This window comes from Desemzia incerta (genome assembly GCF_900115825.1).
GTDB classification, from domain to species: domain Bacteria; phylum Bacillota; class Bacilli; order Lactobacillales; family Carnobacteriaceae; genus Desemzia; species Desemzia incerta.
This window is the reverse complement of sequence record NZ_FOXW01000004.1, coordinates 170,809-191,749: the sequence shown is the minus strand read 5'-3', so window position 1 is coordinate 191,749 and position 20,941 is coordinate 170,809. Positions and strand designations below refer to the sequence as shown.

The following is a 20,941-nucleotide window of genomic DNA, read 5'->3' as shown; positions in this document are numbered from 1 at the left end:
CAAAGTGGAGCGAAAAGACTAACTATCCCTTGATTGATGCATTTAATCATGCGTTGCTCAAGGACGAAACATTAGCCGAAATAAAAAAGTGGAATGCTTTTAATATGATGGAGGAAAAGAAATGAAAGTAAGAAACATAGGGATAACGATGGGATTGACAACGGTGCTGCTTGCAGCAGGATGCGGTAGTAAAGAAGAAGATGCTGCAAGTGCGAATAACAGCATCAGTGAACAAGTAGAGCATACTATTATAGGTATCGAACCTGGAGCAGGATTGACAGGTTTATCAGAAAAGACATTAGAAGAATACGATAATCTAGAGGGATGGGAACTGGAAGAAAGTTCTACAGCAGGTATGTTGACGCTGCTTGGGCAAGCGATTGAAAATGAAGAACCTATTATTGTTACAGGCTGGGCTCCTCATTACAAATTTACCCAGTATGACTTGAAATTTATTGAGGATCCTAAAGGAACATTGGGAGAAGTAGAAAGTATCCATACCATTGCCCGACTAGGATTTGAAGAAGAAATGCCAAATGCTTATAAAATTTTAGATGCCTTTGAATGGGAAGTTGAAGATATGGAAAAAATCACGTTTGACGCTCAAACGAGTTCCATTGAAGAAGCTTCAGCAGATTGGATAGAATCCAACCCAGAAAAAATCAATGGCTGGTTAGAAGGTACAGAAAAAGTAGACGGAAAAGAAATCGACTTAGTCTCAACACCTTGGGATTCAGAACGAGCTTCTAGCCAAGTTCTAGCAACTGTTTTAGAGCAACAAGGCTACGATGTGACCGTATCTGATGTGGATCCTGCGATTTTATTTGAAGCAGTAGCAAACGGAAAAGCAGATGCTTCTATTTCTCCTTGGCTGCCTACTACACACAACTCTTTTTATGAAAAATACAAAGAAGATCTAGTAGACTTAGGACCTAACTTGACCGGAACGCAAAACGGTTTTGTAGTGCCGGAGTATATGGACATTGATTCTATTGAAGATCTAGAACCAAAAGAATAAGAAATGAAAAATACAGCCTCTCGATTCACGACTTTTCGCGAATCGAGAGGCTGTTTTCGATAGATGATGGAAAAGTGGGGCGTTCAATCTGTTCTATTAGTCAAGTGAGGATGCAATAGGCTGTCACTTGATCAATAGGACTGAGCTATTAGTCAAGTGAGCATAAAAAGAGCTGCCACTTGATCAATAGAACCTATCTATTAATCAAGTGGGTCCTAAACTAGACTTCACTTGATTAATAGACCAAATCTGAGCACCCATTTTGTCCTAGCAAAACCAAAGTTACCTTATATTCTAAAAAAAAACAAAAAGCGGCTGGAAGATTTTCTTCCAGCCGCTTTCGAAATCAAGCATTTTCATGTGTTAAAACAACTTTCTCCGCTCTCTATATGTGCTTTGAGATTCAGACATCTATGCTTTTAAAACGAGCTGCGAAAGTTAGATCATATGCCTATAAAGATGCCCACCATTGTTAAGAAAAGCACTTAACTATGGTGGGCATTTTTATATTCAATAATCTAAACAACTTTCTCCGCTCTCTAAACTGTGTAGTTGTCGAAGTATCCTTGGATGTAGACCATAGGTGTTCCTTTGTCTCCACTTCCAGAAGTTAAATCAGACAATGAACCAATCAAGTCAGTCAGACGACGAGGAGTTGTTCCTTGTGCTTCCATTGATCCAACCAAGTCTTCTTGTTTGTTTTCAATGTATTTAGAAATAGCTTGTTTCAATTCGTCTCCGCGTAGTTGAGAGAAATTGTTGTCAGCTAAGTATTTCAATTTCACTTCATTAGGTGTTCCTTTAAGACCTTCAGTAAAACCTGGAGATACTACAGGATCAGCAAGTTCCCAGATTTTTCCAACTGGATCTTTGAAAGCTCCATCGCCATAAACCATTACTTCAACTGTTTTTCCAGTCAATTCTTTGATTTTTGCTTGGATGCCGTCTACGATAGGTTGGCAATTATTAGGGAATAATTTTACGCTTTCTTCGGTTGCTTTATTTGATCCAAGCAAACCGTAAGCTTCATTAAATCCGCTGCCGTTGATAGATTCTGAAAGGATGTCGTCAAGACCATATACTTTTTCAGCACCATTAGCTTTTAGAATACGTTTTGTTCTGAAACGTGAATGAATATCACATGTTAGTACGCTTTTAGTGTATGATAAAATCGTTTTTGGATTGTTTGAGAAGATAACTTCACATTCAGCACCTTCTGATTCGACGATCCCTTTGTAGTACTCGATGTAGTCTACTCCAGTAAAGGGATGAGTGACTTGACCAAAGTGTTCACGGAATTGAGGCTCAGTTAAAATGTCAGTCCAAGGATTGATCCCTTTAGTGTCTAACTCATCAATGTTTACTAAGTGATTTCCCACTTCATCAGATGGATAGCTCAACATTAAAACAACTTTTTTTGCTCCTCTAGCGATACCTTGCAAGTTATTTGCAAAACGGTTACGGCTAAGGATAGGGAAAATAACACCAATCGTATCTCCAGCAAATTTAGATTGAACATCTGCGGCGATATCATCGATTGTGGCATAGTTTCCTTGTGCACGGGCTACGATAGACTCAGTTACGGTTACAATATCACGATCTTCGATTGAAAAACCATCAACATTTGACGCATTTAAGACTGTATCTACTACGATCTGCTCGATGTCGTCTCCTTTATTAATGATTGGACCACGAAGTCCTCGTACTACTGTTCCAACTACTCTTTCCAATATGATCTCTCCTCTAATAGGTAAGCTAATTTCAAACCATTACTACTATACCTTGTTCTTGCAAGAATGTAAATTAGACTCATGGATTTTATAAGGCAAGAATCAAGAGTAAAAGTAGCTTAAATCACTGGCAATCGTTGGATAAGCAAATACTTTTTTAGACAGCTCTTCAGCACTCATTTTTTGATCGATCATTCGACTGAAATAATTGATCAATTCATCAGCTTCGTTATTTAAACAAGCTGCACCGACTAATAATCCAGTCTTTTTATCTGTAATGATCTTAACAGTTGAAATGGGTTCGTTTGTCCGGCTGTAACTGAACCATTTAGTAGCGTCTATAGTGGATAATTCATAGTCATTCGGATTGTCCGCTGCGGTTTCAGCTGTTACTCCAACCTGGGTTAATTTGGGACCAGAAAAGACCATCGTAGGGATGCTTGGATAAGCTATAGGTTCAGACTGTTTTTCCGTCAAATGAGATACTAAATAATCCGCTTCAAAACTGGAAACAGGCGTTAACTTAGGTTGTTTTTTAGATAAAACGTCTCCTAGAGCGAAAATAGCAGCATTGCTGGTTTGGAGATAACCGTTTACTAGGATGCCTTTTTTATCGTACTCAACGCCAACGTTTTCAAGATGCAAAGCTTCTGTATTCGGTATCCGCCCTGTAGTACAGAAAACAAGATCACTATTCAGTTGGAAATCAGAATCATCAGTTATCACAAAGCCGTTTTCAGCAGCTGTGATTTTTGTGATCTCTATGTTTAAATGGAAATTAACACCTTTAGCTTCTAATTGTTTCATCAAAAGGTCCACCAGTTCTTTGTCAAATGCCTTCAAAGGACGATCATTGTGTTGGATAAGATGTACTTCAGCGCCAGCTGCATTAGCAATAGCTGCAAATTCAAAAGCAATGTATCCTCCACCGACAAAAGTGATGGTTTTCGGCATTTCTGGAAGAGTTAAGAAGTCGTTGCTCGTTAGAAAGTGTTCCTTTCCTTCAATATCGAGAAAAGAGGGGCGGGCTCCAGTTGCGATGATAAACTGTTCAGCTTCTAGTTCATCTTCATTTACCTGTAAGGTTTGTTTCGGAGTAAATGATGCATTGCCGAAAAAAGTAGTTACTCCAGAGGATTGGAGACTGTCTTTCGTTTGTTCAGGTACTGGACGAGTAAACGTTTCTTTAAAAGCCATTAAATCTGGCCAGTTGACTTCAGGAACAGTATGCAATCCTTTTTCTTTTAATTGCAGTGCTGCGTCTCTAGCTTCGACTGCAGAAAGCAGTACTTTTTTCGGATCACAGCCTCTATTTGGACAGGTTCCTCCCCATAAGTCTTCTTCTACAATAGCAACTTTTTTCCCGGCAGCGGCTAAACTGGAAGCAGCTCCCCGTCCAGCAACACCGCTCCCAATCACAACACTATCAAAGTTCTTTTTCATTTCCTCAATCTCCTTTTTATTGATTGTTTTAAGGTATCTTTGCTTCTTTGTAACACAGAAAACCTTACTTTAAAAACAAAAAACCTTAGGATTCGTTAGAAAATAAAAAACCAACCTTTACGAAAAAAGACTCGTAAAGGTTGATTTTCTATTTTTAAAGCTCAAATTAAGAATTTACCGTTTTATTTGCTCGTTGTTTATGGATCAAAATCATCGCTAAACGAGCCAAAGGTTGAGCGACTACTAGCTCAATGAAAAAGGCGATCGTGAAATTTCGCGGCCAATTATAGAAGAAAGTTTTGATTGGTTCCATAGAAATGGTTCTTGTTCCTACCCAAGTACCAATAACAGTCAATAAGATAGACATGATTAAAACGCTGAAAAAGATATGGAACAACGTTGCAGCATTAAAACTATCAGTAGGTTGAGTGAATTTCGGCATCAAATTATTTACAATAGGTTCAACAATAAAAGGGACGATCAGTACGACAATAATCCACATGAATGGAATAGTTTTCAATGTCTGCAGATAAACGGCTTTAGTAAATCCAAATTGTAAAGCCATGATCAATGGCGCAATAGTGTTGACGGAAATAATTGAGATTACAGCTAAAAATAAAATAAATTCTTTTCCGTTTTGAGGCATTCTTGTTTCTTCTTTCATAGTATCAGCTCCAAAATTTTTTTTCAGATGGTAAGCGTTGTATATAAAAACATCTAAAGATGGAAGATAACAAAAAAAACGGAAAGCCCTGATTCAGATGGCTTTCCGTTTATCGTTACACACTGATTTTTAAAGTATACCATAATTAAAGCTGAATTTTTCATTTAAATAGAGAGATTTTATTTTTAGAAAACCCGCATTATTTAACAGCAACAAATTTTTTTAAAACGAGAAAATGATTTTACAACTCACGTAAGGCAGCGATTAATTCCGTGTTATGGGTTGTTTTTTCATCTTTTTCCTTCAGGATACGAGCAGGGATGCCGCCAACTACGACGTTTTCTGGAACGTCTTCAATAACAACAGCACCAGCAGCGACAACACTTCCTTTACCGATTCGAACGCCCTCAATAACAACAGCATTAGCGCCAATCAAAACGTCGTCTTCGACTACTACAGGAGTGGCTGAAGCAGGTTCGACAACACCGGCTAAAACAGCACCAGCACCGATATGGCAATTTTTACCAACAATAGCTCGACCGCCAAGAACAGCTCCCATATCGATCATGCTTTTTTCACCGATGACAGCACCAATATTGATGACCGCTCCCATCATGATCACAGCATGATCGTGGATTTCCACTTGGTCTCGGATGATAGCTCCGGGTTCTATGCGGGCATTTATGTCGGTAGTGTCAAGAAGAGGAACAGCGCTGTTTCTACGATCGTATTCCAATTCTACATCACTGATGTACTCTTTATTTAGTTCAAGAATGACCTTCAAATCTTCATAATCTCCGAAAACAACTTTAGAGAGTCCTTCTCCAAATACTTTACAGTTCGGGAAATCAATAGACTCGGTCAGGTTGATATGAGCTTTTACCGGTGTCTGTTTTTTAGCTTGTTGGATAAATAGAATAATGTCTTGTGCGTTCATGGGAAATGTCCTCCTAGTGGGTTAAAGAATATTTTGCTAAAATTATTTCTTGTATTCAAATACAGCTGGACCGTTCATATAAACATCTTCTGTTCCAGAAATGGTCAATGCCCCTTGTTCTAAATGTACAGTCACCTTATCTTTTACGAGACCTGCGTCTCTGGCTACGACGAAGCTGGCACTACATCCAGTCCCGCAAGCCAATGTCCAGCCGACACCGCGCTCAAAAGTCCGCACGATCAGTTCTTCTTGATTCAACACCTGTACAAAATTAACGTTGGTTTGCTGTGCAAATAAAGGGTGGTGACAAAGCTTTTCGCCTAAATCGGATTCCAGCATAGCCGGTGCATCTTCTACAAAAACAACCGTATGTACAGTTCCCATAAATAAACTAGTGAATGTAATCTCTTTCCCATCAATATAAATCGTTCGATTGACGTAAGAAGCATCATCCGCAGCTCCAAAAGCTTCATTTGAATAATCAGGCCGGCCAATATTGACTTCGCAATAGAAGGGCTCATGTTGGAGGATGTCTACGGTCATTTCGCCCGCCAAGGTTTGGACAGCAAATTGGTTTTCTGCAGACAAACCTTTGTCCAGAACGTATTTGGCAAAACAACGAATTCCGTTGCCGCACATCGGAGCTTGAGAGCCGTCACGATTGAACAGCAGCATCTCCAAAGGGTTTTGTTTGACGACAATAAGCCCATCTGTATCAAATTGTTCTGAACTGCATAAAACAGTAGCTTCCTCAGCATAATTCATTCCATCTTCAAAATCACGGATCACAAAAGTATTGCCGCAACCGTTGTATTTATAAGTCGACATACCAAAACCCCTTTTATATTTTTTTCCAAGCAACAAAAAAAGACCCCATTGCTGGCGTCTTAAATGTATGCAATTGTTTTGCAGACATATAATAGCGCCTCTGCTGTTCCAGCAGGAGTGACATAGGTATTCCCTATATCCCCACGAAAAAAGATCCGCCGATCTTTATCGTTCGGCAATGGCTGCCTTTCGTACACCGTCACAGAATGCCTTCTCTGGTGTAGTACTCATCTACATTGCTACCTCTATTCAATTTTTAATTTACGTTTTTGATTTTTTATATCTTACCACTAAATGTTTTCTTTGTCTATTTGTCAAAAAAGAAAAAATTAAAGATTGTTTTTTTTCTGCAAACTGGTACACTTTTTTTCATAAGAAAAAGGAGTGATCGAATGAAAGAACTATTGAATAAAGACGTCCTTCAATTGCAAACAAGCGAAATACGGGCATTCAACCAATATGCAGTAGATAATCAGGCTTCACTGTTCCTAACTTTAGGAGAACCAGATTTTCCAACACCAGAATCTATAAAAGAAGCGGCAATCGATTCTTTAAATAGAAACCAAACACGCTATTCATCAGCTCAAGGAAGCCTTGAACTAAGAGAAGCCATTTGTGCATTTGAGAAAAAAACGAATCGCGTAGATTATTCACCAGAAGAAGTCATGATCACAGTTGGTTCTACAGAAGCTATTTCAACGGCTTTAGCGACTCTATTGAATCCTGGAGAAGAAGTGATTATTTTACAACCCGCTTTTCCTTTATATCGGCAATTGATTCAAATGAATAGAGGAGTATGCGTCTCTATCGATACTTCTGAGAACCAATTTCAACTGTCTGAAGAAATGCTGGAAGCAGTGATCACTCCTAAGACTAAAGCTATTATCATCAATACTCCAAACAACCCCACAGGAACGATGCTGGATGCTTCTTCACTAAAAGTAATCTATGAAGCTGTGAAGAAACATGAGCTTTTTGTGATCAGCGATGAAGTTTACAATCAATTAGTGTTTACTGAGTTACCTAAGCCATTATCGCAATATACGGATATCAAAAAATATATCATCACGTGTCAAAGTTTCTCGAAACCATACGCTATGACTGGTTGGCGTATCGGATACTTAATAGCGGATCAGGAATTTATTGAAGAAGCCCTCAAAATTCACCAATATGTGCTTTCATGCGTCAACACCTTCATTCAAGATGCCGCTATAGCTGCACTGGATTACGATGTGAAAGAGATGCTGGATTCTTACCGCTTACGGAGAGATTATGTTTATGACCGTTTGAGAGCTATGGGCGTGGACGTGGAATTGCCAGACGGTACTTTTTACATACTGCCATCGATCAAAAAATATGGGATGACTTCCTATGAATTTTGTAAACAATTAGTTCTTGATCAAGGAGTAGCTTTGATTCCAGGCAGCTATTTTGAAGCAGATGATTATGTACGAATCAGTTTTTGTGTCGACAGGAACGTTTTAGAAGAAGCGATGGACAGATTGGAGCTTTTCCTTTCTCGTTTACCTAAAGCAGAAGAGCAGTAAGGTATGCTCAAATGGTTTGCGTTCCTAAAAGGCATCAAAATCCTCAAAAAGGGGACGGAAAGCGTGCTCGCAGATTCCGCAATACCTAAACCAGCAAATAAAAGAAGAGTCCCATACAGACAGAGCATAGAATGCTTACTGTATGGGACTCTTCTATGGGTTAAACGATAAAATTTCAAGACCATCAGATTATCGGCAAGAGCTCCTTGAACCTCGTCGTTTAAAACTTACGTTAAAAAAACAATATTAAATGCAATGCTAAAGCTAGTTCAATACTCGAGACAGAAAGGCTTTCGTACGTTCTTCTTTAGGATGATTGAAAATTTCTTCAGGAGTTCCAGATTCAGCGATAACGCCTTTATCCATGAAGATCACGCGGTCAGAAACTTCTTTTGCAAAACCCATTTCATGCGTGACGATGACCATCGTCAAACCTGTTTCTGCTAAGTGTTTCATAGTTTTCAAAACTTCTCCGACGATTTCTGGATCCAAAGCAGAAGTCGGTTCATCAAACAGCATAACGTCTGGATTCATAGACAAAGCTCGTGCAATAGCTACACGCTGTTTTTGTCCCCCAGAAAGTTGATTCGGTTTAGCATTGACGTATCTTTCCATATCAACTAGTTGCAGGTTTTCTTGAGCAATTTTTTCTGCTTCCTCACGATCTCTTTTCAATACAGTTACTTGTCCAGTGACACAGTTCTCTAAAACGTTCATGTTATTGAACAAGTTGAAAGATTGGAATACCATACCCAGATTTTTACGGTATTTTGGCAAACTGTATCCTTTTTTCAGAACATTTTCACCTTTATAAATGATTTCTCCGCTGGTTGGTTTTTCTAATAAATTTATGCAGCGAAGCAGTGTAGATTTTCCTGATCCGGAAGAGCCGATAATAGTAACAACTTCCCCTTTAGTAACGGAAAGGCTGATATCTTTTAAGACTTCATTTTTTCCAAAATTCTTTTTTAAATGATTAATTTCAATAGTTGCTGACACGAGAAGACCTCCTTATTCCTCAGGATTTAATTCATCAAGCATGGCATATTCACTTGGACCATCCATTTTTCGTTCGACCAGACGTAAGAGCTGAGTTGCTGAAATCGTTAAGACAAGATAGATAACACCAACGATCGTGAAAGTCTGGAAGTATTGGTAGTTAGTACCCGCAGCGGTTGTTCCTTGGAAGAACAAGTCAGCAACACTAATAACACTCAGAACAGCCGTGTCTTTAATATTGATAATGATCTCATTACCCGTTGCCGGCAGGATATTCCGCATTACTTGGGGAAGGACAACCTTGATCATTGTTTGGCCATGTGTCATTCCAATGGCTTGAGCAGCTTCAGTTTGACCTTTGTCAACAGCGAAGATGCCCCCTCTGACGATTTCAGACATATACGCTCCAGTATTGATCGACACAATCAATAACGCTGCAACTGTCCGGTTCATAGAGACACCAAAGGCTAATGCCGTTCCATAATAAATGACCATTGCTTGCACGATCATGGGAGTTCCACGAAAGACTTCAATATAGATAGTCAAAAGTCCATGCACAAGTTTTTGGAGGAAACGGCTAAATGGATTTTCAGCAGAGGGCAGTGAACGGAAAATACCAATGAGCAATCCAATCAGCAACCCAACAATAGTTGAAAATACAGCGATAAAAAGAGTCAGACCTGTTCCACGAAGAAAGAGGATACCATATTCATCTAAAATGTTTCTAAAATCACTAAGCAACCCTTCATCTGAATCAGATTCTGCAGTTTCGCCATCAGGTACTTCTTCTACTGCAGCAGGTTGCTCTTTAATGGCAGTGTCCATTAATTCTGTACGTTCATCTTCGGAAATGGTTGCGATGATTTCATTGATTCGTTCAAGATCTGGATCTCCTTGACGCATTCCAATAGCCACTTGCACGTCTTCGGGATTGGTTTGGAATCCTTCTCCCTCATCAAATTCCACCATGGTTAAGTCTGGATTAGCACCAGTAGCTGTTATCCCTTCAGGACGTTCGCTAACGTAACCGTCAATGACACCTGAAGCAAGGGAAGTACGCATGGCCGAAAAATCTTTCATGGCTTGTTCTTTTTGTACATCGGGTATTTGATCAATAACAGTGTAATGAAACGTACTCTGTTGGGCAGTGATTTTTGCGTTAGAAAGATCAGACAGGTTGCGTGCATCGGCAAATGGACTGTCTTTTCGAGTGACTACCACTAAATCTGACTCATAATAGGCATCGGTAAAGTCGATTTGCTCACGGCGTTCTTCAGTTGGAGACATTCCGGCAATAACGGCATCAATCGTTCCAGACTGCAACGCAGGAACCAGGCCATCCCATTGGACTTTGACAATGACTAATTTTTTGCCTAATCCGTCTGCGATTTTTTTCGCGATCTGAACGTCATATCCACCAGCATAAGCAGACCCTTCCTCTCCAAAAATAGGAACAGCACCGTTATCTGGAGATGTCTGTGTCCAATTAAAAGGTGCATAACTGGCTTCTAAACCAACCCGAAATTCATTATCAGGACTTTGTTCTTGTGCTTTCACCGTTAGAGGTTGTGCTAAAGAGACAAAGCAAATGACACTTAGTAGTAAAAGTAAAATATTTTTTTTCAAATGACTCATTCCTTTCACGAGGTCTGAACAAATGATAGAAAAAAAGGTACAAAAAAAGCCATCGTCCATGATTGGGAAATGGCTGAAGACTTTACGTCGGCAAACCTTTTACAAGCATAGCGCAACTCAGCAATAGCTGAGACAGTTTACAAATTGTTCATTTGCAACCCAACAAAATGTTCAAGCAAGAATCATTTTGTTTCGGCGATGTCCCCTAGCTCTGCTTCACAGTGTTGCCTCACTCAGCAGGATTAATGAACCTCGCGACCTCTATCAAAATATTAAGGATACTCGTATTTAATTGGTGATCTGTATAAGATTTTAGAAGAAAATTATACAGTTGTCAATTTTTTATTGCAAAATTTTCCATCTTATAGTTTTTAAGTAAAGACGATACTGTTTATTTACACGTCTTTATAAAAACTATTTTAGTTTTAAGGAATTCAATAAACTCTTTAAATGCGACAAAAATTCACCGTTCAAAGCCAACAAGGAAGTGGCGAAGACAGTATGTCACAGCTTCACGAACTAATCGTAACTTACTAATATCAAATAGTATACAATCTAGTTTTTATGCAAATACTAGAACTGAAAAGAGTTGACTAAATACATTTATTTTTAATTCTACATCCATGAGAAACATACGTCTAAAAATTTCAGGAGAAACATGGGAGTGCTTGTAGCCTTAGGACATGATCTTTGGCTCGAGGTGGTCCCATGGCTGTCTATAATTCCCCTATAAGTCGGAAGAAATTTTGTTAGAAATTAAAGAAAACAAAAAATCCCCTGCCGAATAGCAGGGGATAGAATAATTAGTATTTAGCTAATTTTTCTTGAAGACCTGGTACATCTGATTCACGACAGTACACAAAATGTCCTGGTGCGATTTCTCTCAGCTTTTCTTCTTCGCCATTTGAAGGACGAGGAGTGTAAGCAAAGCGAGTACGATTGCGTTCGTAATCTGGGTCAGGCAATGGAATAGCTGAAAGCAGACTTTCTGTATATGGATGCAATGGTTTGTTGTATACGTCGTCAGCAGGCGCTAATTCAACGATTTTACCAAAGTACATTACACCGATACGGTCACTAATGTATTTCACCATAGACAAGTCATGTGCAATAAACAAGAACGTTAATTTTTGTTTTTTCTGCAATTCCATCAACAAGTTGACTACTTGCGCTTGGATAGACACGTCAAGAGCAGAAATCGGCTCATCAGCGATGATCATTTTAGGATCCACTGCTAAAGCACGAGCGATTCCGATACGTTGACGTTGTCCACCTGAAAATTCATGCGGGTAACGAGAAGAGTGGTCTTTGTTTAATCCAACTAATTCCAGCAATTCTTCTACACGAGCAGTAACTTCTTCTTCGCTGTTGGCTAATTTGTGAATCTCAATTCCTTCAGCAATGATATCTCTTACTTTCATACGAGGATTCAAAGAAGCATAAGGGTCTTGGAAAATCATTTGCATGTTTTTACGAAAGTCTAATTGATCTTTTCTTCCGTGTAAGGAATGAACTTTAGTACCATCAAAGTAAATTTCACCGTCAGTCGGGTCGTACAAACGAATGATCGTACGTCCAGTTGTCGTTTTCCCACAACCAGATTCCCCTACAAGCCCGAAAGTTTCACCTTCATAAATATCGAAAGAAACATCGTCAATGGCTTTGACTTCATTTTTAGAACCAACGTTAAAGTACTGTTTTAAGTTTTTTACTTCTAAAAGTTTTTTACGATTAGTATCTTGGCTCATTTACTTCTCCTTTCGAATCACGTTCAGTTGTGATTTCATCAACTGAAAGATTGCCTTGTTCTTGATCGATCTCAACATCTTGACCGCTCAGTTTTGTCAGGTCGCTTGACGGAGCAAGGTCCACTTGCTTAGCACGGAAGCCGTTTTGACGGGCTACGATACCAGCTGGAGGAGTAACTTTTGGAGCATCCGGATGTAATAACCAAGTTGCTGCAAAATGAGTGTCAGATAATTTGAATAAAGGCGGTTCGTACATTGTATCTACTTTCAACGCATACTCGCTACGAGGAGCAAATGCATCACCCTTAGGAGGATTCAACAAGTCTGGAGGCGTTCCAGGAATAGCGTATAAAGAGCCGCTTGTTTCCAAAGTAGGCATAGAACTCAATAGCCCCCAAGTGTATGGATGTTGCGGATTATAGAAAATCTCGTCAACAGTCCCTACTTCAACGAATTTACCAGCATACATAACCGCTACACGGTCAGCAACGTTTGCTACAACACCTAAGTCATGAGTGATGAAAATGATAGAAGTCTTGATTTTTTGCTGCAATTCTTTCATCAATTCCAAAATTTGTGCTTGGATCGTAACGTCTAACGCTGTTGTAGGTTCGTCAGCAATCAAGATATCCGGGTTGCAACCCAAAGCGATCGCAATAACGATACGTTGACGTTGTCCACCTGAAAACTGGTGAGGGTATTGGTTCATTCTTTTTGCAGGATTAGGAATCCCAACCAAACCTAATAATTCTTCAGCTTTTTTAAAGGCTTCTTCTTTAGAAACGTCTTGATGTTTCAAAATCGGTTCAGCAATTTGCTTGCCGATTTTTTGAGTAGGGTTCAAAGAAGTCATTGGATCTTGGAAGATCATAGCGATTTCTGAACCACGAATTTTTTGCATTTGTTTTTCAGATTTTTTGATCAGGTCTTCACCTTTGAAAAGGATCTCTCCGCTGTCAACGTTGGCATTGTTGGCCAATAAACGCATGATGCTTCGACTGGTTACTGATTTTCCAGATCCAGATTCACCAACGATGGCTAACGTTTCACCAGGTTTTAAATCAAAGTTCACTCCACGAATCGCATGAACTTGTCCTGCATACGTATCAAATGAAATATTTAAGTCTTTTACTTCTAATATATTTTCCATCCAGGTTTCCTCCTAATCTCTCAGTTTTGGATCAAATGCATCACGTAAGCCGTCTGCCAGCAAGTTGAAGCTGATCATGATCATACTCATTACTGCTGAAGGGTACCACATCAAATGAGGCAAGAAACGGAATGTCTTGTATCCATCATTGATCAATGTACCTAATGAAGCGTTAGGAGCCGGAATACCGATACCGATAAAGCTCAAGAAAGCTTCAAAGAAAATAGCAGAAGGGATAGAGAACATAACTTGAATGATCACGACACCCAATAAGTTAGGCAAGATATGTTTGAACGCAATACTTAATGTAGATTGTCCAAGAGTTTTAGCTGCTAAAACATATTCTTGGTTTTTCAATTTCAATGTTTGAGCACGAACGATACGAGCCATTGAAATCCATTCAGTCAAAGCTAATGCAATGATGATAGACCAGATACCTGGATCTAATACCAATAACATCAAGATAACGATAACCAAGTTTGGAACTCCTGATAGAATTTCCAAAATACGTTGCATCACGTTATCCACTTTTCCTCCAAGCCAACCAGACAACAGACCATAAGTTACCCCAATCGTCAGGTTCAATAAGGCTGCTACAAAAGCAATAAATAGGGATACGCGTGTACCATATAAAATACGAGAAAATAAATCACGACCTAGACTGTCAGTACCTAAGTAGTAGTTGACGTCATTAGGAACATCTTTAGCTGCGTATTTATCGATACGTTTGTCGTTTTCTATAATCGTTCCGTTAAAACCATTGATGTTGATATTTTCAATTCTAGGCGGCAAGTTAGCATGCTCGATAACTTGAGCATTTGGATCATTAGGCGCAATTACAGGAGCAAAAATACTCAATAATGTAATCACGATCAATAGAACCATGCTGACCATAGCCACTTTGTTTTTCTTTAGTCGACGCCATGAATCTTGTAAGAAACTTAGAGAAGGGGCAGTAATTTTTTCGTTGTCTTCAACATCTAATCCATCTGCTTTGACGAATAAGTCTGGTGACAAATCAGGGATAGAGTTTTCAGATTGAAATTTATTTTCGCTCATCATAAATTATTTTCCTCCTTCTGTAGCTACTCTAATACGAGGATCAATAATTCCATACAGAATATCAACAAGTAGAATAACTGAAACTAATAATAATGAATAAAGCATAGTTACACCCATGATCGTTGGGTAGTCATTTGTTAAAATTGATTTAACGAATTGTTCACCAATACCAGGGATAGCAAAGATGTTTTCGATTACCATCGAACCGGTCATCAAAGCAACGGCCATTGGTCCTAATAAAGTGATCAATGGGATCAATGCGTTACGGATTCCATGTTTAAAAGCCACTTCCCATTTGCTTAAACCTTTTGCTTTCGCTAACTCTACGTAATCACTGCTCAATACATCAACCATTTCTGTACGCATGAACCGAGCTGAATCGGCCAGCGGTGAAATAGCTAACGCCATTGAAGGCAGGATAGAAGAGGCAAAACCTGTCCATAAAGCGATCGGGAACCAGCGCAACCATACTCCGAAAACTAATTGCAGCAATACGGCAAATACGAAGTTAGGTATAGATCGTCCGACAATAGCCGTCAATGTAGCAGTGGTATCGACCCAAGTTCCTTGTTTCATAGCTGAAACAACGCCTAAGACGATTCCCAGCAACGTTCCGACGACGACTGCCTGAATACCTATTTGAGCGGATGGTCCAATTCGGTAGCTGATCAGGTCAGAAACCGGTGTGTTGTGGAATTGGAAAGACGTTCCCAAGTCACCTGTAGCAAGACCAAAGATATAGATTCCATATTGCACAATAACGGGTTCATTCAAACCATATTTTTCATCCATAATGGCTATTTGTTCTTCACTTAACTTATCTTGGTTGCTGTAAGGCGTACCAGGTAACAGTTTCATTAGAAAGAACGTTATCGAAGCGATTAGGAACAAAGTAAGAAGCATATATAAGACACGTTTTCCAATGTACTTTGCGTAACTCTTCATTGAGATTCAACCTCCATCATAATTTTTTTCATAAAAGACAGTTTATCATAATAATAGAACGAGAGAAATATAAGGCTGGCTTTCGAATTGAATTGTATTTATCGTTTTTTTTAGTTACATTAGGTATGTCACTTTTAAAGAAAGGATACACCGATCATGAACTTCACTAAAAAAAATATTTTGATTTCGTTCATTATCTTTCTTGCAGTTCTTTTGTTCCAATGGTTCAACTACCAAACAGTACAATGGATTCCTTTAGCCAACAGCTTATTCTTAGTAGCGTTGCCGTTAGTGATCATTGGTCTTTTTGGATTCGTCTTATCTAACGGAGCCTTTGATTTTTTTCACTATAGTATGAAAAAAGTAGCCAAATTAAGAAAAAGAAAGCAAGATACAGATGAGATAGAAGAAGACAATGACCCTCAGGCACTTTCCAAATCCATAGGACAAGGGTACCGTTCTGTTTTAACAGTAGGGATGATTCTTCTCGTTCTCAGCATACTGTTCTTATGGGATTACTTCTTATAATCATAAAATAAAGCAATGATCAGCTCATCTACATTAAAGAGCCGATGATTGCTTTATTTTTTTCTTTCACAAAAACAAATAAGCAAAAATTTATTCTTTAATCGATGTCCATTTGTAAGAGTATTCTGCCCCTACTAAATGTTCTGCGATATTTTCAACATAATCTTTTTCTAAAACAGCATTCGCACGTTGGTAAACAGGACCAATAGCTCCGTCTTCCATCATGATTTTTTCTGCTTCTAATAATAAATTCCATCTTGCTTTCAAATCCTCTGTTTCTGTACGTGATTCAGCAATCAAAGCATCGAATTCTGGATTAGAGTATTTTGAAGTATTGTTTCCGTTACCTGTTTCAAATAATTCCAAGAAGTTGATTGGGTCAGCATAGTCAGCACCCCATCCAGATAATTGGATATCATAGTCACCAGAATTATCGGCTTCTAAACGAACTTTGAATGGTACGTTACGCAAATTGATTTTTAATCCTTCTAAGTTAGAAGTCAATTGACTTTGGATAAATTCAGAAGAACGTTTTGAGTTGTCAGTGTCATCAGACAGCAATTCTAATTCAATAGAATCTACACCTAATTCTTCTAAACCAGCTTCCCAGTATTCTTGAGCAGCTGCTACATCATAAGACAATAAATCTCCATTTTGTTCACGGAAATCTTCTTGTGTTTCAGGATCTAAAGCTAAACCTCTTGGTACTAAAGCATTAGCTGGAATAGAACCATCTTGTAAAACAACTTCAGAGTAAGCTTTTTTATCAAATGCCATTGCGATAGCTTTACGAATGTTCTTGTTCGTCAATGGGCTGTTTGGATCGTTTTGGCTAAATTTCAAATAGAATACTGAAGAGGTAGGCATTGTGTGCATTTCAGGATCGCCTGCTCTTTGTGAAACGTATTCCCCTTTTAATAAAATACGGTCAGTAGCGTCAGTATCATATAAGTTCAATGAAGTAGATGTTTCTTTCATAACGTCGACGTTGATTTGGTCTAAAGCAACAGTCTCTGCGTCCCAGTAATTAGGGTTTTTTACATATGTCCAAGATACACCAGCTGCTACCCAGTCCTCTAACATGAAAGGTCCGTTATAGACTAAATTATCACTTGATAATGCATAATCGTCACCTAGTTCTTCGACAACAGCTTTGTTTTGAGGGAAAAACATAGTTAGAGATAATAAATCTTTAAAGTATGGAAGGTTTGTTTCCAATTGTACTTCTAAAGTTTTATCATCTAGTGCAGTGACACCAAGTTCTTCTGGTTTCATTTCACCATTCATGATTTGAGTAGCATTAGCAATAACGCCGCTCATCATATAAGAGTAAGAAGCTGCAGTTTCTGGATCAACCAGTTTTTGCCACCCGTAAACAAAATCTTGAGCGGTTACTGGGTCTCCATTCGACCAGTTTGCATTTTCACGAATCTTAAAGGTATAAGTCAAGCCGTCTTCGCTGACAACAGGATCTTCAGCAGCCATTCCTAATTCTAATGTACCGTCAAGTGTCTGGCGGTATAATCCTTCATTAACGTTTGTCAAAACAGTAAAAGCAACAGTATCATCAGCTAAAGCTGAATCCATAGTAGGGATCTCAGCAGTTGCCACCAAGTTCAGTACTTGATCTCCTGAGTTGGAGGCGTTTCCTGAACCGCCACATGCTACTAATACTAAAGCAGTGCATAATGATAAAAACAATAAAGAAGCCTTTTTATTTATCACTATTATTTCCTCCGTTCATAAATTTTTTTTAGATACTGTACTAGTATAAGTGCACAGTTTATTAAAAACAAGTTTGGATTTAAAAGAACTTCTCATTTTTTATTTTTTGTACAATTTTGTTTATTCTGAACATTCAAACAATGCTATTAAATAAGGGTTTTTTAGTTTAGCAAAATTTTGACATCCGTGAAAATTTCTTTTTATTGACACTGATTTAAAAGAAAGCTATAGTAAAGCAGTGTGTCTTTAAATGAGTTTTCGATGAAAAAACAGCGAAATAACCATTAGTAAAAACGGGTTAAAAATGAGTACAGTTGCCATAAAACTGTATTAACTTGTGAAATCAGGAATTAGCGACTCTTAATAAAAAGAGTCAACTAATTGATAGATATATGATAGAAGAAACTAGAAAAATAAGACGACTATCCTCAAGGATTAGTCGTCTTATTTTATTTACTGATCGAATTCAACAGAAACACCGAAGTGATCAGATACGATTGGTTCGTTTTCTCCATTGAAAATCACTTTTGACGAGAGCGTTTTGATTGGCTGATTTGAGAAAATATAATCGATCCTTAAACCGCCTTGATTTTCTGTCCAGCCATCAATAGCTTCTGCAACGGTAAAGCCTTTATCTTTTTCTTCAGCTAACTGGTAAGTATCAAACCAATTTTGAGTCACCATTTGATAACCTTCTTGCTTTCGGTTGGCAGGATTGTTGAAATCCCCCAATAAGAATACGGGACCTGATAAACGATTTAGAACAACAGAGCAGCGTTCCCATTGAGCTGCAAAAGGGTCATGATCGTCATGCCACCAACCAAGATGCAAACTGAAGTGCCAGCCGGATTCAGTTTGAATACCGACTGCTTTGCGGCTTTTGTAATCATCATAAGCCCTATTTTCAGAAACAAAGAAAGACATCACAGATTGGATCGGCTTTAAGCTCAATAATGCCGTCCCCTCATCATATCGGTCATAACCAATATGAGAAGAGTCCCATGTCCAGTAATAATGCAGACCTTTTTCAGCCAGCTTTTGCTGCAAGACAAAAGCAAAGTTATCTTGTCTGACAATGTGGTTATCTTTTGATGCTGTAAAGGCATCAAGATGAGCATGCTCGACGGGGGAAGAAGTCATCAGCTGATTAACTTCTTGCAATGCAATCACATCAAAACGATGACGCAGTACAGCATTGCAAATATCATCCAGTTTTTCTAACGCACGGTCTTCCATCCAACTGTGAGTATTCAAAGATAAAAATTTCAATCATTACACTCCTAATAAATCATTGATGTCTGATTTTAACACATCAGCTTTCGGTCCGTAAATGGCTTGGATGCCTGTTCCTTTTTTAACTAGACCTAAAGCGCCTAGTTTTTTCCAATCTGCTTCATCTTTAACGATAGCAGGATCTTTAACCGTTACACGCAAACGAGTCATACAAGCATCTACATCTGAAATGTTGTCTTTACCGCCTAGTGCGTTAATGATTCCGCTGATTTGAGCATCTGGTACAGCGCCATTTGTTGTTCCGTCAGCAGTAGTTGCAGCATCAGTATCACCTTCTGCGTTGTTTTCTTCTATATAATTACCTAAGCGTCCTGGAGTAGCAATTTTAAATTTGCCGATCATCCAGTAAGAAACAAAATATGCCAAGAAGAAGAAGACTACACATGATACCACAAAGTTAACGACATCCCATACTAATCCGGCATTGACAGACATCGGAATACGAGTCAAGAATTCAAGGATACCGAATGAGTGAACACGTAAAGCAATAATATCTGCCAGCGCAAATGAAATTCCTTGAAGAACAGCATATACTCCATATAAAGCAGGAGCAACAAACATAAACATAAATTCAAGCGGCTCAGTAACACCTGTTAAGAAAACAGCTAAACCAGCAGAAAGGAACATAGATTTGTATTTAGGGCGTTTTTCTTTGTCAGTACGACGGTACATTGCAAAAGCAATTCCTAATAATGTACCAGCAGCACCAATCATTTGTCCGACTTTGAAACGAGCAGGAGTGATAGTAGTCAATAATTCATTGTAAGCAGCAGTATCACCAGCGTTTTTCAAGTTCACTAAGTCACTGACCCAAGCTAACCACAATGGATCTTGTCCGAATACTTGTCCACCAGCACCAGAGCCAGTTAAAACCGTGTAAGTACCACCAAGAGCAGTATAGTTGATTGGAATTGTCAACATATGGTGTAAACCAAATGGAAGCAATAAACGTTCTAATGTTCCATAGACAAATGGTGCAAATACGGGTGCAGTTTCGCTAGAAGTTGCGATCCATTGCCCGAAGTTGTTGATTCCTGTTTGGATAACAGGCCATACAAGTGCCAATCCGATTGAAATAATCACGGACCATACAATGACTACGAAAGGTACAAAACGTTTTCCATTAAAGAAAGAAAGGGCTTCCGGTAATTTCCGGTAGTTATAGTACTTATTGAAAATAACCGCTCCCACAAATCCAGAAATAATTCCGACGAACACACCCATATTCAAAGCAGGCGCGCCTAGAACAGAAGTGAAGTAACCATCTACAGGGATTATTTGTCCAAATAAAGTGGCTGTGGTAGCGCCTTCAGTTACTAACATATCTGAAGTAACTCCGAAGACAGCACCTGAAGTCATATTAATTAAAATAAAAGCTAAAAGAGCAGCGAAGGCTCCACCGGCACGTTCTTTAGCCCAAGAACCTCCAATAGCAACTGCAAATAAGATATGTAGATTGTTGATAATAGCCCAACCGAGATTTTCCATCACACTACCAATGGTCAACACAAGAGTAATATCTCCGCTGAACATGGCAATCATTTTTCCAATACTAATCATTAATCCGGCGGCAGGCATAACAGCCACAACGACCATTAACGCTTTACCTAGTTTTTGCCAAAAATCAAATGAAAATAATTGTTTCATTTTAAATCCTCCTTTAAAATATTCAATTTGCTTATGCAAACG

General features: G+C 38.7%; 17 protein-coding genes and 2 riboswitches. Of the genes, 3 read left to right on the top strand and 14 right to left on the bottom strand.

Translation table 11 applies throughout. From position 1 onward, the window contains the following. Nucleotides 1-121 precede the first annotated feature (121 nt). The gene (locus BM137_RS06570) at nucleotides 122-1,018 is read left to right on the top strand and encodes a glycine betaine ABC transporter substrate-binding protein (protein WP_092480371.1); all 897 of its coding nucleotides are present in this window, start codon (nucleotides 122-124) and stop codon (nucleotides 1,016-1,018) included. Nucleotides 1,019-1,557: 539 nt separating this feature from the next. On the opposite strand, the gene BM137_RS06565 is transcribed toward BM137_RS06570, so the two are convergent. From BM137_RS06565 to dapF, 5 genes are all read right to left on the bottom strand, one after another. Beyond that, complete coding sequence (locus tag BM137_RS06565; RefSeq protein WP_092480370.1) at nucleotides 1,558-2,748, bottom strand: coenzyme F420-0:L-glutamate ligase; 1,191 nt, start codon at nucleotides 2,746-2,748, stop codon at nucleotides 1,558-1,560. Between the two features lie 102 nt (nucleotides 2,749-2,850). Then, entirely contained in the window at nucleotides 2,851-4,191 is a 1,341-nt protein-coding gene (locus BM137_RS06560; RefSeq protein ID WP_092480369.1) for a dihydrolipoyl dehydrogenase family protein, read from the bottom strand. A gap of 166 nt (nucleotides 4,192-4,357) precedes the next feature. Beyond that, nucleotides 4,358-4,855, bottom strand: coding sequence for a DUF2798 domain-containing protein (locus tag BM137_RS06555; protein ID WP_092480368.1), 498 nt, complete (start codon nucleotides 4,853-4,855; stop codon nucleotides 4,358-4,360). Nucleotides 4,856-5,096: 241 nt separating this feature from the next. Next, complete coding sequence (gene dapD, locus BM137_RS06550) at nucleotides 5,097-5,792, bottom strand: 2,3,4,5-tetrahydropyridine-2,6-dicarboxylate N-acetyltransferase (RefSeq protein ID WP_092480367.1); 696 nt, start codon at nucleotides 5,790-5,792, stop codon at nucleotides 5,097-5,099. A 42-nt stretch (nucleotides 5,793-5,834) separates the two neighbouring features. Next, nucleotides 5,835-6,620 (bottom strand): diaminopimelate epimerase, encoded by a 786-nt coding sequence (gene dapF, locus BM137_RS06545; protein WP_092480366.1) that lies wholly within the window; start codon nucleotides 6,618-6,620, stop codon nucleotides 5,835-5,837. A gap of 84 nt (nucleotides 6,621-6,704) precedes the next feature. Further along, nucleotides 6,705-6,876: riboswitch (Lysine riboswitch) on the bottom strand. A gap of 136 nt (nucleotides 6,877-7,012) precedes the next feature. On the opposite strand from dapF, the gene BM137_RS06540 reads away from it, so the two are divergent. Next, entirely contained in the window at nucleotides 7,013-8,167 is a 1,155-nt protein-coding gene (locus BM137_RS06540; RefSeq protein ID WP_092480365.1) for a pyridoxal phosphate-dependent aminotransferase, read from the top strand. A gap of 264 nt (nucleotides 8,168-8,431) precedes the next feature. Here the strand turns inward: BM137_RS06540 and BM137_RS06535 are convergent, their stop codons facing one another. The 6 genes from BM137_RS06535 to opp3b form a co-directional block, all read right to left on the bottom strand. Next, nucleotides 8,432-9,166 carry an amino acid ABC transporter ATP-binding protein gene (locus BM137_RS06535; protein WP_092480364.1) on the bottom strand — a complete coding sequence of 245 codons (735 nt, stop codon included), beginning with the start codon at nucleotides 9,164-9,166 and terminating at the stop codon, nucleotides 8,432-8,434. A 12-nt stretch (nucleotides 9,167-9,178) separates the two neighbouring features. Next, entirely contained in the window at nucleotides 9,179-10,792 is a 1,614-nt protein-coding gene (locus tag BM137_RS06530; protein ID WP_425248178.1) for an ABC transporter permease subunit, read from the bottom strand. Nucleotides 10,793-10,901: 109 nt separating this feature from the next. Next, nucleotides 10,902-11,073, bottom strand: a riboswitch (Lysine riboswitch). Between the two features lie 531 nt (nucleotides 11,074-11,604). Continuing rightward, nucleotides 11,605-12,549: an ABC transporter ATP-binding protein gene (locus BM137_RS06525; RefSeq protein WP_092480362.1), complete on the bottom strand. Its 945-nt coding sequence runs from the start codon at nucleotides 12,547-12,549 to the stop codon at nucleotides 11,605-11,607. After that, a complete protein-coding gene (locus BM137_RS06520; protein ID WP_092480361.1) occupies nucleotides 12,533-13,699 on the bottom strand; it encodes an ABC transporter ATP-binding protein in 1,167 nt (388 codons plus the stop codon). Before BM137_RS06520 ends, BM137_RS06525 begins: the two co-directional genes overlap by 17 nt. 12 nt (nucleotides 13,700-13,711) lie before the next feature. Beyond that, nucleotides 13,712-14,758, bottom strand: a complete 1,047-nt coding sequence (opp3C, locus tag BM137_RS06515) for an oligopeptide ABC transporter permease (protein WP_092480470.1) — start codon at nucleotides 14,756-14,758, stop codon at nucleotides 13,712-13,714. Nucleotides 14,759-14,764: 6 nt separating this feature from the next. Continuing rightward, on the bottom strand, nucleotides 14,765-15,706 hold the full coding sequence (gene opp3b, locus BM137_RS06510; protein WP_092480360.1) for an oligopeptide ABC transporter permease: 942 nt from the start codon (nucleotides 15,704-15,706) through the stop codon (nucleotides 14,765-14,767). 156 nt (nucleotides 15,707-15,862) lie between these two features. On the opposite strand from opp3b, the gene BM137_RS06505 reads away from it, so the two are divergent. After that, on the top strand, nucleotides 15,863-16,234 hold the full coding sequence (locus tag BM137_RS06505; protein ID WP_092480359.1) for a DUF3899 domain-containing protein: 372 nt from the start codon (nucleotides 15,863-15,865) through the stop codon (nucleotides 16,232-16,234). Between the two features lie 90 nt (nucleotides 16,235-16,324). Here BM137_RS06505 and BM137_RS06500 read toward each other — a convergent pair whose 3' ends face one another. From BM137_RS06500 to BM137_RS06490, 3 genes are all read right to left on the bottom strand, one after another. Next, nucleotides 16,325-17,962: a peptide ABC transporter substrate-binding protein gene (locus BM137_RS06500; protein WP_092480358.1), complete on the bottom strand. Its 1,638-nt coding sequence runs from the start codon at nucleotides 17,960-17,962 to the stop codon at nucleotides 16,325-16,327. A gap of 450 nt (nucleotides 17,963-18,412) precedes the next feature. Further along, entirely contained in the window at nucleotides 18,413-19,228 is an 816-nt protein-coding gene (locus tag BM137_RS06495; RefSeq protein ID WP_092480357.1) for an endonuclease/exonuclease/phosphatase family protein, read from the bottom strand. A 3-nt stretch (nucleotides 19,229-19,231) separates the two neighbouring features. Further along, nucleotides 19,232-20,899, bottom strand: coding sequence for a PTS transporter subunit IIBC (locus BM137_RS06490; protein ID WP_092480356.1), 1,668 nt, complete (start codon nucleotides 20,897-20,899; stop codon nucleotides 19,232-19,234). Nucleotides 20,900-20,941 lie beyond the last annotated feature (42 nt).

Excerpts from the sequence above, each read along its gene's own strand:
- BM137_RS06570 (WP_092480371.1), top strand. The coding sequence starts at position 122 with ATGAAAGTAAGAAACATAGGGATAACGATGGGATTGACAACGGTGCTG.
- BM137_RS06560 (WP_092480369.1), bottom strand. The coding sequence starts at position 4,191 with ATGAAAAAGAACTTTGATAGTGTTGTGATTGGGAGCGGTGTTGCTGGA.
- BM137_RS06555 (WP_092480368.1), bottom strand. The coding sequence starts at position 4,855 with ATGAAAGAAGAAACAAGAATGCCTCAAAACGGAAAAGAATTTATTTTA.
- dapD (WP_092480367.1), bottom strand. The coding sequence starts at position 5,792 with ATGAACGCACAAGACATTATTCTATTTATCCAACAAGCTAAAAAACAG.
- dapF (WP_092480366.1), bottom strand. The coding sequence starts at position 6,620 with ATGTCGACTTATAAATACAACGGTTGCGGCAATACTTTTGTGATCCGT.
- BM137_RS06540 (WP_092480365.1), top strand. The coding sequence starts at position 7,013 with ATGAAAGAACTATTGAATAAAGACGTCCTTCAATTGCAAACAAGCGAA.
- BM137_RS06525 (WP_092480362.1), bottom strand. The coding sequence starts at position 12,549 with ATGAGCCAAGATACTAATCGTAAAAAACTTTTAGAAGTAAAAAACTTA.
- BM137_RS06520 (WP_092480361.1), bottom strand. The coding sequence starts at position 13,699 with ATGGAAAATATATTAGAAGTAAAAGACTTAAATATTTCATTTGATACG.
- opp3C (WP_092480470.1), bottom strand. The coding sequence starts at position 14,758 with ATGAGCGAAAATAAATTTCAATCTGAAAACTCTATCCCTGATTTGTCA.
- opp3b (WP_092480360.1), bottom strand. The coding sequence starts at position 15,706 with ATGAAGAGTTACGCAAAGTACATTGGAAAACGTGTCTTATATATGCTT.
- BM137_RS06505 (WP_092480359.1), top strand. The coding sequence starts at position 15,863 with ATGAACTTCACTAAAAAAAATATTTTGATTTCGTTCATTATCTTTCTT.
- BM137_RS06490 (WP_092480356.1), bottom strand. The coding sequence starts at position 20,899 with ATGAAACAATTATTTTCATTTGATTTTTGGCAAAAACTAGGTAAAGCG.